General features: G+C 73.5%; 12 protein-coding genes. 7 read left to right on the plus strand and 5 right to left on the minus strand.

Annotated elements, in window-relative coordinates; all coding sequences use genetic code 11:
- The first annotated feature begins 57 nt into the window (after window positions 1-57).
- Window positions 58-1,044: an RNA polymerase sigma-70 factor gene (locus NUM_RS14825; RefSeq protein ID WP_207125422.1), complete on the plus strand. Its 987-nt coding sequence runs from the start codon at window positions 58-60 to the stop codon at window positions 1,042-1,044.
- Between the two features lie 49 nt (window positions 1,045-1,093).
- On the opposite strand, the gene NUM_RS14830 is transcribed toward NUM_RS14825, so the two are convergent.
- The 4 genes from NUM_RS14830 to NUM_RS14845 form a co-directional block, all read right to left on the minus strand.
- Entirely contained in the window at window positions 1,094-1,366 is a 273-nt protein-coding gene (locus NUM_RS14830; RefSeq protein WP_207125423.1) for a hypothetical protein, read from the minus strand.
- A 171-nt stretch (window positions 1,367-1,537) separates the two neighbouring features.
- Window positions 1,538-2,335, minus strand: coding sequence for a GNAT family N-acetyltransferase (locus tag NUM_RS14835; protein WP_207125424.1), 798 nt, complete (start codon window positions 2,333-2,335; stop codon window positions 1,538-1,540).
- On the minus strand, window positions 2,332-3,864 hold the full coding sequence (locus NUM_RS14840) for an APC family permease (RefSeq protein WP_207125425.1): 1,533 nt from the start codon (window positions 3,862-3,864) through the stop codon (window positions 2,332-2,334). Before NUM_RS14840 ends, NUM_RS14835 begins: the two co-directional genes overlap by 4 nt.
- Window positions 3,865-3,934: 70 nt before the next feature.
- Entirely contained in the window at window positions 3,935-4,849 is a 915-nt protein-coding gene (locus NUM_RS14845) for a GPP34 family phosphoprotein (protein WP_207125426.1), read from the minus strand.
- Between the two features lie 470 nt (window positions 4,850-5,319).
- Here NUM_RS14845 and NUM_RS14850 point away from each other — a divergent pair, with 470 nt between their 5' ends.
- The 4 genes from NUM_RS14850 (at window position 5,320) to NUM_RS14865 (ending at window position 8,460) form a co-directional block, all read left to right on the plus strand.
- On the plus strand, window positions 5,320-6,237 hold the full coding sequence (locus tag NUM_RS14850; RefSeq protein ID WP_207125427.1) for a helix-turn-helix domain-containing protein: 918 nt from the start codon (window positions 5,320-5,322) through the stop codon (window positions 6,235-6,237).
- On the plus strand, window positions 6,234-6,434 hold the full coding sequence (locus NUM_RS14855) for a DUF397 domain-containing protein (protein ID WP_207125428.1): 201 nt from the start codon (window positions 6,234-6,236) through the stop codon (window positions 6,432-6,434). Before NUM_RS14850 ends, NUM_RS14855 begins: the two co-directional genes overlap by 4 nt.
- 275 nt (window positions 6,435-6,709) lie before the next feature.
- The gene (locus tag NUM_RS14860; protein ID WP_207125429.1) at window positions 6,710-7,228 is read left to right on the plus strand and encodes a SigE family RNA polymerase sigma factor; all 519 of its coding nucleotides are present in this window, start codon (window positions 6,710-6,712) and stop codon (window positions 7,226-7,228) included.
- A complete protein-coding gene (locus NUM_RS14865) occupies window positions 7,225-8,460 on the plus strand; it encodes a TolB-like translocation protein (protein WP_207125430.1) in 1,236 nt (411 codons plus the stop codon). Before NUM_RS14860 ends, NUM_RS14865 begins: the two co-directional genes overlap by 4 nt.
- 87 nt (window positions 8,461-8,547) lie before the next feature.
- Here NUM_RS14865 and NUM_RS14870 read toward each other — a convergent pair whose 3' ends face one another.
- Window positions 8,548-9,681 (minus strand): DUF4185 domain-containing protein, encoded by a 1,134-nt coding sequence (locus tag NUM_RS14870; RefSeq protein WP_207125431.1) that lies wholly within the window; start codon window positions 9,679-9,681, stop codon window positions 8,548-8,550.
- 307 nt (window positions 9,682-9,988) lie between these two features.
- Between NUM_RS14870 and NUM_RS14875 the strand changes: the two genes are divergently transcribed.
- Together NUM_RS14875 and NUM_RS14880 are read left to right on the plus strand one after the other, a co-directional pair.
- Window positions 9,989-10,549, plus strand: coding sequence for a hypothetical protein (locus tag NUM_RS14875; RefSeq protein WP_207125432.1), 561 nt, complete (start codon window positions 9,989-9,991; stop codon window positions 10,547-10,549).
- A partial coding sequence (locus tag NUM_RS14880) for a PrsW family intramembrane metalloprotease (RefSeq protein WP_207125433.1) occupies window positions 10,546-11,729 on the plus strand: 1,184 nt, incomplete at its 3' end. The genes NUM_RS14875 and NUM_RS14880, both read left to right, overlap by 4 nt.

Here is an 11,729-nt window from a genome sequence, read left to right on the forward strand (position 1 = left end):
GGGCGCCGGTCCGAGGCACGGCCGGCAGCGACGGCCCGCAGACGAGGGGGACGGTCGATGAACCAGCCAGACGAACGGGCCAGCGCCGATCCGGGCCGCGCGGACCCGGCCCGCACCGACCCGGCCCCGGCCGGCGGCTCCGACCGGGCGGCCCCGGCCGGCGGCGACCCGGGGCGGGCGGACCCGGCCACGGAAGCCTTCCTGGCCCACCGGAACCTGCTGTTCACCGTCGCCTACGAGATGCTCGGGTCGGCGACCGACGCCGAGGACGTGCTGCAGGAGACCTGGCTGCGCTGGATCGGCGTCGACCTCGGACCCATCCGGGACCAGCGGGCCTACCTGGTCCGCATCACCACTCGGCAGGCGCTGACCCGGCTTCGCACGCTGCGCCGGCGGCGCGAGTCCTACGTCGGCCCGTGGCTGCCGGAGCCGCTGCTGACCACGCCGGACGTGGCCGACGACGTCGAGCTGGCCGACAGCGTCTCGATGGCGATGCTGCTGGTGCTGGAGACGCTCACGCCGACCGAGCGCGCCGTGTTCGTGCTGCGGGAGGTGTTCGACCTCGGGTACGACGAGATCGCCGCCGCGGTGGACCGGACGCCGGCGACGGTGCGCCAGATCGCCCACCGGGCCCGGGCACACGTCGCGGCGCGCCGGCCGCGGGAGGTCGTCTCCGCGGCACAGAGCCGCGACGTGCTGGCGGCGTTCCACCGGGCCGTCGAGACCGGCGACCTGCAGCGGCTGCTCGACCTGCTCGCCCCGGACGTGGTACTGCTGACCGACGGTGGCGGCGTGGTGCGGGCGGCGCTGACACCGATCGTGGGCGCCGAGCGGGTGGCTCCGGTACTGGGCAACCTCACCGGCACGGCGACGCTGCGGCCGGCGTGGATCAACGGGCACCCGGCGCTGCTGGCCCGGTTCACCGACGGAACGGACGCGGCGGTGGCCGTACGGGTCGACGGCGGTCGGGTCACCGGGCTGTACGCGGTCCGCAACCCGGAGAAGCTGGCGCACCTGGACGCCGCCGCGTCGCTGCACCGTTGAGACGCTCCGGTGCGCCGCACCGGCGGCCGACCGGCCCGGACGCCCGGCGTCAGAAGTCGCGCACCGGGTCGACCTGCGGCGGCCCGTCGTCCGGCAGCTCGTAGGCGACGTCCTGCGGCGGCATCGGCAGGCTCGTCGCGCCGAACGGAGAGGACGGCCCGGCGTCGTCGGCGAGCAGTTCGCTGACCGGGCGGCCGACCGCGGCGTGCCCGGGCCGGCCCGTCTCGCCGGCCTCGCCGAACGCCGGATCCACCCCGTACGGAATGGGCCGGCCGGGGTCGGTGTCGGGCCGGCGATCCGGCCGCTTCCGAGACTGCGCCACCGCACTCACCTCCGGGCGCCGGGCGAGGTCCGCGTGGTCAGTGTCTCGCATCTCGCCCCGGGCCGGCCATCGGTCGGGCCCGAAGCGACCCCGATCGGGCGAACGACCGCCCGGTTTGCCGGCGATCGCCCGCCCGGCGAGACCGGCCGGCCCGCAGTGCGGGAACGCGGGTCAGTCCACCGGACCGGCCCCACGGACCACCGGATCGCCTTCGCCAAGCGTCGGACCGGCCCCGCGCACAGCCGGATCGCCTTCGCCGAGCATCGGACCGGCCCCGCGCACAGCCGGATCGCCTTCGCCGAGCGTCGGACCGGCCCCGCGGACAGCCGGGTCGGCTTCGCCGAGCGTCGGATCGGCCTCGCCGAGGATCGGCCTCGGTTCGCGGAGCATCGGGTAGAGCGCGGGTGCGTCGGGCGCGGGGCGGACGTCCGGGCCGGCCGGCCGGTAACCGAGGCGCCGGTAGAGCCGGGCGGAGTCGGCCGACGAGGCGATCAGGAACGCGGCGGTACCGGCGCGGTCCAGCTGCCGGTGCCGGTGGGCCAGCAGCGCCGCGCCCAACCCGGCGCGCTGCCGGGCGGGTGCCACGCCGACGAAGCCGAGGTAGGCGTAGCCGGGCCGGTCCGGGTACGCGTCGTGCATGGCACCGTCGAGCGCGGCGAACCGGTCGACGTGAGCGCCGCACGCGGCGGCCAGCAGCGCGTCGTAGTCGGCCGGCACCACGTCGGGCTCGCCGCCGCCCCCGGCGTACCAGAGGGCGGCGGCGCTGTCGACGTCGGTGACGTCCACGGTGGCCGCGCCGGACAGGGCGTGCCGGGCGATGATCGCCCAGTACCGCGGGTAGATCTCGCGGCGCCGCGCCAGGTCGCCGACCAGCCAGTCGGCGAGGTCACCGAGCAGGAACGCGTCCGACAGCAGCCGGGTCAGCCGGTCGGCGTCGGCCCGGCCGGCCGTCCCGATCGGCACGCTCACCCGTCACCGCCGAGCACCACCGCCTCGCTGGTGGCCGCCGGGCTCGGCTCGGGTACCGCCGCCGCCGGGCCGGCGGTCAGGTGCCGCCCACCCTGGCCGATCCGGCCGTACGCGGTGCGGTTGGTCGCCCGCCGCAGCAGGCCCCAGGCGATCCCGAGCACCGCCACCGCGCCGATGCCGGCCGGCAGTGCCCGCGCGGCGAACGAGTCGTTCGGGATTCCCACCAGGGTGCCGAAGTTGACGGTGGTGACGGTCGCGATCACGGCCAGCCCGAGGAAGCCGAGCACCGGGGCGATCCGGGCCTGCCAGGCGTTCTCGTCGCGTCGCTTGCGGGCGAAGTAGACCAGCGCGGCGACGCAGCACAACGTCATCAGCAGCAGCACACCGTAGCCGGCGAACACGGTGCCGCCGAAGAACAGTGCGGTCTCCGGGTCGGCGCCCCGCGACACCATCACCACGATGATCGCGAGGACCAGGACGGACTGGGCGATCGCGCCGCCGGCCGGCGCCGCGGTGCGCGACCAGGTACGGCCGAAGACGGCGGGCAGCACCCGGTCGCGGCCGAGTGCGAAGAAGTAACGCGCGCCGGTGTTGGAGAAACCGATCGCGGCGGCGAGCAGCGAGGTGCACAGCAGGATCTGCGCGACCCGCAGGCTCCAGCTCGGCACGTACGGCGAGACCAGGTGGAACAGGTACTGGTCGGCGTACTTGCCGGCGCCGGCGACGACGTTGTCCGGTCCGGCGGCGACGGTCATCGCCCAGGCGGACAGCGCGTAGATGGCGGCGGTGAACGCGAGCGCGCCGTACACGGCGATCCACGGCGCGCCCTTCTTCGCCTCCTCGCTGTAGTTGTACGAGTCCTCGAAGCCGACCAGGCCGGTCAGCGCGATGACCATGCCGACCAGTGCGGTACCGCCACCACCGAACAGTTCCAAAGGGTTGAGCGCGGCGAGCGAGACCGAGCCGTGCGGGTGCGCGATCTCGATGACGTCGAACACCAGGATCGCCAGGATCTCGGCGACCAGCGCGATCGCGAGGATCCGGCCGGCCAGGTTGACCTTCAGCACGCCGAGCACGGTGATCACCACCAGCGCGGCGATCGCCACCCACCAGGGCGAGATGTCCGGGCCGAACAGTTCGGCGATCTGCCGGCCGCCGGCCACCCCGAACCCGCCGAGCAGCCCCGCCTCCATCGCCGCGTACGACACGACCGCGACCAGGCCGGCGGCCACCGCGGCGACCCGGCCGATGCCGGCCGCGATCGTCACGTACAGCGCGCCGGCGTTCGGGATCCGCCGGCCCAGCGCCACGTAGCCGACCGCGAACCACCACAGGATCAGCGCCACCGCCAGGTACGCGATCGGGATGGAGGTCAGCCCGGTGACGGCCCAGCCGTTGGTCAGGCCGGCGCCGACCACGGTCAGCGGCGCGGCCAGCGCGACCACGTAGCCGCCGAGGGTGCCCCAGGACAGTCTGTTGCGGGCCAGGCGGTTGGTCACCGCGCTGGCCGGGAAGGCTTGCACAGCCACGGGAAGGACCTTTCGTGAGGGGATGACGCAGCCCCGGCGCGGCGTCGCGGGTGCACCGGGGTCGTGCGGGTCAGTGCCGTCGGGTCACGACGGCCTGCAGTTCGCTCGCGGCGTCCAGGACCGACTGCAGGTCGGGAGTGAGCCGCAGGTCGGTGGGCATCGGGAAGTGGTCGGAGAACTCGCGCCGGACCACGGCCATCAAGCCGATCGCGTCGTAGAGGCCGAACAGCACCCGGTCGGCCTCGCCGACCGGCTCCCGGTCGCGCAGCTTGCGGGGCAGCCGGGTCAGCGCGTTGACCGACGCGGTCGGCTCGACGTCGAGGAACACCTGCCGGCGGCGCAGCCCGGACCGGCGCTGCTCCTCGACCACCAGCCGGGCCATCGCCAGCCGCTCGCCGACCATCCGGTACGCCCGGTCGGAGAGGTACTCGACGAACTCCACCACCGGCCGCCGCTGGTCCCGGGCGTCCTCGACGATCTCCGACAGCACCCGGTAGCACAGCGGGTCGCGCGGCGGCGCCTCCAGGTAGAGCCGGTGGTCGGGGGCGAGCACCGGCGCGCCGGTCCCGGCAGCCGGGAACGTGCGCAGCAGCCGTTGCCGGCCGTGCGCCGGGTCGTCCCGCCAGGTCAGCATCAGCTCGGCGACCAGCGCCGCGGCACAGCCGATCCCGACCAGCCGGTGGTTGATCCGGGTGGCGCCGGTGAACGCGTCGGTGGCGCCGCGGAACAGTTCGTCGGCGATCGGCCGGACCTTCGCGCCGGCGGCGCCGGACGGCGGCCGGTTCGCGCCGGACGGCGGGTACGCCGGGTCGGCGTGCGGCATTCGCGGCGGCGCGGCGTAGGCCGGCGGCGCGGCCCGCGGTGGCTCGGTCCGCGGTGGCGGCTCGGCGCGCGGCGGGACGGGGGCCGATCGGGTCGACGGGGCAGCGTCGGGGTGCAGCTGCTCGTACCAACCGGTGTGGTTCGTACGCCGCGGGTCGGTCACCGGCGGCCTCGTGGGTGCGACGCGGGTCGCGGACGTGGGTGCGGCATGGGCGGCTGCGTCCTATCCGCGAGGCGTCGGACGGCGACGTGCGAACACAAACAGACCACCGCAGAAAGTGATGTACTGGTTGAACCTCACGCCGTCTCCACCTGGTAGGGACAAGGAAGACATATGTGCCAGCTCGGCACGCATGCAGTGAACACCACGGCGCCGGTTTTCACAAGGTAGCGGAATCGGTATCGCGTAACCGACCCGGCACCCCGATCATGACTGTTCGTGCTTGTCGCGACAGGCCTGGCCGGCCGCACCCGTTGTGCAACATCCGAGTGACAAGTACCGCACCGCGCCGTTGCTGCCGCCTGCGGTGCCCCAGGTTCGGTCCGGCCACCTAATACACTCGGCCGAGCCAGACAGCCGGGCACGTTCCGCCGCGCTCCGGCGCCACCGGGGCACAGCGTCAGGGGGTCACAATGCGTAATCGGTCGAGCCTCGACGCGGCGGCGGCCGAGAACGGCGAGTCGGTCGGCGCGGCGTGGGCCCGGCGCAAGGTCGGCAACCTGCTGCGGGAGTTGCGCGAGCAGGCCGGCGTCACGCAGGAGGACGCCGCCGCGTTCATCGAGCGGCACGTGACCACGCTGTACAAGATCGAGAACGGGCTGCCCGGGGTGAAGTTGCGGCCCAAGGGCGACATCGACGGCCTGGTCGAGCTGTACGCCGCGGACGAGGCGACGCACCGCCGGCTCACCGAACTGCTCGCGCTGACCCGGTTGAAGGGCCCGTTCACCCGCTACCGGGACGTCGTGTCGCCGGAGTTCGACCTGTACCTGGGGCTGGAGGGCTCCGCGACCGAGCTGGTCAGCTACGAGCCGGACCTGGTGCCGGGCCTGCTGCAGACCGAGGCGTACGCGTCGGCCATCACCAGCCTGCCCGGCGGCGACGGCCGCAGCCGGCCGCCGACCGAGGTGGCCAAGCGGGTGGCGCTGCGGCGCAGCCGGCAGAGCGTGCTGACCCGCGCAACCGACCCGCTGCGGCTGGACGTGGTGCTCTCCGAGACCGTGCTGCGCCGGCCGGTCGGTGGGCCGCGGGTGCTCGCCGACCAACTCGCCCACATCGTCGCGATGACCGAGCTGCCGACCGTGTCGGTGCGCGTGGTCCGGTTCGCCGCCGGACTGCACCTGGGCTACACGACCGGCCAGTTCATCGTGCTGCGCTTCCCGGAGGACCAACCGATCGCCTACTGCGACGGGTTCCTCGGGGACAACTACTTCAACAAACCGCAGGAGGTGGCGCGTTACGACGAGGCATTCGCCGACATCAGCAAGCACGCCCTGAACGCCGCGGACAGTCGCGAGTTCATCGGGCAGATCACGAAGGAGACGACCACGTGAGTGGCCTTTCCGGCGCGGTGTGGCGCAAGTCCAGCCGCAGCAGCGCCAGCAACCAGTGCGTCGAAGTGGCGACGAACCTGCCCGGGATCGTCGGGGTACGAGACTCCAAGGACCCGGCCGGAGCCGCCCTCGCGGTGGCCCCGACGGCGTTCGACGCGTTCGTACGCTTCGCCGCGGGGTGTGCCACCGCGCGATGACCCGGGTACGGCTTCCTGCCCGAAGCCGGCACCCGAGCCATCGCAGTGGTTGGACACCGCGAGACATGATGCCGCATGCGGGCACGTACCGCTAGGCCGCATCACTGTCAGTAGCCGGCTCGCGGATCCGTACCGGCACCGCCGTACGGGTCCGCGAGCCGCACCGTTCACCCCGGCGACGCGTCGCGGCCGATGCCCGCCGCGAACTGGTTCGCCGGCGGATCGAACCTCGCCCGGCCGCCCGGCCCTCATAGCCAGTGTCAAGGGAGGTACGGGTGAACAAACTCGACGGGTTCACGGAGTTCGTGACCGCCCGGTTACCGGCGCTGACCAGGCTCGGGTTCGCGCTGACCGGCGACCACCAGCTCGCCGAGGACCTGGTGCAGACCGCGCTGTTCCGGCTGGCGCAACGCTGGGGCCGGGTGGACGAACCGCAGGCGTACGCGCGCCGCATCATGATCAACGAAAGCACCTCGTGGCGGCGCCGCCGTCGGCTGCGCGAGACGTCGCTGGCCGCGGCCGGCGACCCGGCCGGCACGGTCGAGGTGGCCGAGTCGGTCGCCCGGCGCGAGTCGTTCATCGCCGCGCTGCGCACGCTGACCGCCAAGCAGCGCGCCGTGCTCGCGCTGCGCTACTACGAAGATCTGTCCGAGGTGGACACCGCCGCGGCGCTGGGCTGCTCGGTCGGCACCGTCAAGAGTCGTACCCACCAAGCGATCCGCCGGCTGCGCGAACTCGCACCGGAACTCGCGATCGGCACCGACCGGTCGCTCGCCGAGGAGGTTGCCCGATGAACGAACTCGGCCAGCTCTACCACGAGGCCACCGCGACGACCCGGCCGCCGTCCGCGCAAGCGGTCACCCAGCGCATCCAGCGGCGCTTCCGCCGTCGTCGTGCCGGCCGGTACGGCGCCGGCGTGCTCGTCGCCGTCGCCCTCGTGCTCGGCGGTGTCGCCTGGCACGGCGCCGGCACCATGCCACCGGCGCCGATCGACACCGCGGCGCGGCTGCCCGCCGACCGCCCGGTCGGCCGGGGCGAGTACGTCCAGCCGTACTTCGCCAGCGACGGGAACACCCCGCGCAACGCGCTGTTGCGTACCAGGTCCGGCGCGCGGTACGTGGTGCCGGGTCGGATCGGCCCGAGCGCGGCGGGGATGGGTACCCCGCTGTCCCCGACCGGCCGGTGGCTCGTCAGCAGCATCGGCGACCAGGTGGTGGTCCGCGACCTCACCGCGAAGCGCACGTACCGCACCGGCCGGGCCGGCGCCGACGGCATCCCGGTCGCCTGGTCGTCGAACGAGCGGTGGTTGGTGCTGCGCGGTGCGCCCGACGGCAACCACATCGACGACACGCTGTTCCGCGTCGACCTGCACAGCGGCGCCGTGCTGCGGCTCGCGACCGGAGCGCACCGCTCCGCCGGCGAGATCGCCGCCATCCTGCCGAACGGCGACCCGGTCTTCCAGGTACCCGGTAGCCGGCCGACCCCGAAGCCGGCCAAGGAGTCGCTGCTGAAGTCCGGTAGCGGCGTCTACCAGGTCGCCGACCCGAACACCGGTGCCCTGCGCACCGCGTACACGGTGCCGAACGCGCAGCTGTGGCACTCCGAGGACGTGGCCCGGATCGACCCGGCCGCGCCGAAGCACCAGCCTCGGCTCGCCTGGATGCCGAGCACCCGGGTACCGCTGATCGTGTCGCCGGACGGCGGGCAGGGCGCGGCCGTCACCACCCGCTACGGCAGGCGAAGCACGCTGAGCCTCGGGGTCGTGGACCTGCGCCACGACACCGAGAGGGCGGTCAACGTGGTCGTCGACGCCAACGGCACGACCGCCGACGGCATCGCGGCGGTGCGCGAGTGGCGTCCGGTCACCCTCGACCACGGCAGGCTCACCGTGCTGGGGCGGACCGGGATGAACGCCTACGTCGTCCGGTTGACGATCGATCTCGCCCACGGCAACGCCCTGGCGGTGCAGAAGATCCACTACCCGGAGGACAGCCTGCCTGCCGGAGCCGTCTCGACGGAGGAGTGACCGGATCGGTCGATCGGCGCCGCCGCGGGATCCGTGCGGATTCCGCGGCGGCGCCGTGGTGGCCCCGACGCGCGATCGGTTGCCGGATCAGTGCGACAGGCCGTTGATCTGGTAGTGCATGACGCGGTAGTTCTGGTTGTCGTACCACTGGCTGACGCAGACGTGGTAGTCGTCGAAGGTGGAACCGGGGATGACGAAGCCGCCGTAGGGGCTCGCGACGAGGTTGCCGACCTCCAGGCCGGGCGAGGTCGGCACGATGATGGTCTGTTCCGGCGTGGTGAACAGGTTCGAGGTGGGCAGCGGGAAGATCTGCGCGCGGATGCCGAGCGCGTCCATGTTGAGCCAGCTGAACGAGTACTGGCCGCCCATCGCGCGGAAGCAGATCTCGCCCCACCTGCGGGCGCCGGTGATCGTGGTGGGCGGGTTTCCCCAGGCCCAGGCGCCGTTCGCGTAGCCCCACGGCTGGTAGGCGCCGGGCACGCCGAGCTGGTCCTGCGGTACCCGGTGCAGCAGCAGGCCGGAGGTGACGTCGCGGTTGAACACGGTGGACAGCACGTAGCAGTAGCCGTCGTCGGCGACCGCGTAGGTCTTCTGCTGGAACTGCCCGCCGTACACCTCGGCGGGCCACTGGCACAGGTACTCCCAGGTCTCGCCGTTGTCGGTGGAGCGCCAGAAGTCGGTGTGGTCGGTCTGGTAGATCACGCCGCGCATCAGGTGCAGGTACATGGTGTCGCCGACGGTGAACACGTCGGACGGGATCGCGGTCGTGTAGCCGCCGCCGACCGGCGCGTGCCCCTCCGGTACCAGGCCGACGGCGCTCGATCCGCCGACCGCACCGTCGATGGTCAGCGAGCCGAGGTCGGCCGAGGAGGAACGCAGGCCGACCGGGGCCCGCCAGTTCGGGCCGCCGACCCCGCTGCCGTCGAACGTGTCGCCGCAGACGAACAGGATCGAGCCGTCCGGGCAGCGGGCCGGGATGCCGAGGTCGGTCCACGGCGCCGCGAAGCCGCCGGTCTCGGCCGGGCCGGTCAGGTTCTTCACCTTGAACCCGGTGACCAGGTCGGGGTGCATGCCGCTGGCCGGAGCCGCGCTTCCCGCGACGGCGTCGAGGGCGCCGGCGCCGAGCGCGATGCCGGCGACGGCGCCGAGCCCGGCGGTCAGCAGCCGGCGCCGGCCGAGGGGCGGACCGGCCGGGTCGGGGCGGTGTCTGTCTGCGGTCACGGTTGGCCTCCGGTGCGTCGAGGCAGCCGACCGGACGGAGTCGAGTCCATCTTGCCGGCTGGGTACCTTTTGGGTGAGAAATCGAATTCTCACGCCTCTGCGCGGCGCTGGCAAGCCCCTCTCCCCCGGCCAGCGGAGCATCGGCACGCCTCGCGGCGGCGCCACACCCCAGGCAGGCACGGACGGGGCGCCGGCGACGAATCACCGCGGATCGATAACCCGGACGTGCCACGCTCCCCGGTTCCGCCGGCGCACGCCCCGGACCTGCCCGTTTACTGAGCACGAAGTCGATCTTTGGAGGTACCCGATGGCCACCACCGGGACCGCTGCACGGGCCGGCCTGCGCTGGCCGGCCGTCGTCGTCGTGGTGCTGCTCGCCGTCCTGATCGGCGCGATCACCGTGCTGGCCGCCCGTACGCCGGACACCAGCAGGACCGCCGAGGCGGACGAGACGGTGACGCTGAACGCCGGAGGCGACGCCATCCGGGTCGATCCGATCCCGGGCTGGCAGGTCGCCGGCCAGTCCGACGACCAGCTGCGGTTGACCCACCGGGGCGACACGGTCAGCGTCACCGCGCTGCCGGTCGCCGGCCCGCCGGCCAGCACCTCGACCATGTTCCAGCGCCGGGCCCGACTGCTGCGCGTGCAGGACATCGCCGCGACCGAGCAGGGCGGCCAGACCACCCGGCACGGGTACGCCGGCGTCCAGGGCACCGCGGTCGGTCACGACCAGATCGGCCGGCTGAGCATCCTGCGCCACGGCGACCGCGCGCTGTCGGTACTGGTGCTGGCCGCGCCGGACCGGCTGGACGGCTACCAGCCGCAGCTGACCGCGCTGTACGACTCGATCACGGGGGCGAGCACATGACCGCGCCGGCGCTCCGGTCGCCACGCGAACTGCTGTGGCAGCCGCGCAACTGGACCTACTGGGTGTACCTGGCGGCGGTGGTCGTCGCGTTCTTCTCGATGCTGTCGGCGTTCCAGCCGCTGCGGGTACTGGCACCAGCGGCGGCGATCACCGCGGTCGGCGTCAACATCGCGCTCGGCGTGGTGATCGGGTTGATCATCGTCTGGCTCAGCGTCATCCACCGGCCGCCGACCACGCTCGCGGTCGCCGCGGTCGGCTGGGGCGGCATCGTCGCCGTCGCGATCGCCTTCTACGTCAACGGCAGCCTGCTCGGCGCGCTGCCGAGCCTGATCGGCGACAGCACGACCGCCAACTGGGGTGCCGCGATCGCCGGGCCCAGCAACGAGGAGTGGCTCAAGGCGGTCGGCGTGCTCGCCGTGATCGGCCTCGGCATCCGCTCGGTGTCCCGGCCGATCCACGGACTGTTCCTCGGCGCCTGGTGCGGGCTCGGCTTCCAGGTCGTCGAGGACATCTCGTACGCCATAAACGGGGCGCTGACCAACCCGACCAGCGACGCGGCCGGGCTCGCCGAGATCCTCGGGGTGCGCGGGATCATCGGCCTGCTGCCGTCGCACTGGGTGTTCGCCGCCTGCTCCGGCTACGGCATCGGCTACGCGCTGCTGCGCCGCGACCGGCCGCTCGTGCTGCGGGTGCTGTTCGCGCTCGGCATGTTCGCGCTCGCCTGGACGATGCACTTCCTGTGGAACTCGCCGCTGATCACCGGGCAGCTCAACCCGTTGGTCGGGATGCTGGCCAAGGTCGTGCTGATCCTCGCCGCCTTCTTCGTCGTGTACCGGCTGGCGATGCGCGCCGAGTGGCGCTGGTACCGGCACGTCCTCGACACCGATCCGGCGCTGACCCGGACACCGGCCGCGGGCATCGAGGCCGCCGGTACCGCCGCCCGGCCGATCACCGGCACCGAACCGAGTGCCGTGCCGAACTCCGTGCGTGCGGTGGGCCCCGTTCCCACCGCCACGCCCGACGACGGGGCCCAGCCGACCCTGGCGCCGGCTGGCACGCCGGGCGCCACCCCGGCCGGGTCCGACGGCACCCCGGGCGGGTCTGGCCGCGCGCCGGGCGGGTCTGGCGTCGCTCCGGGCGGGTCTGACGGCGCGCCGGGCGTCGCCCCGGGCGGGTCTGG

The organism is Actinocatenispora comari (assembly GCF_017312725.1).
In the GTDB taxonomy this organism is placed as follows: domain Bacteria; phylum Actinomycetota; class Actinomycetes; order Mycobacteriales; family Micromonosporaceae; genus Actinocatenispora; species Actinocatenispora comari.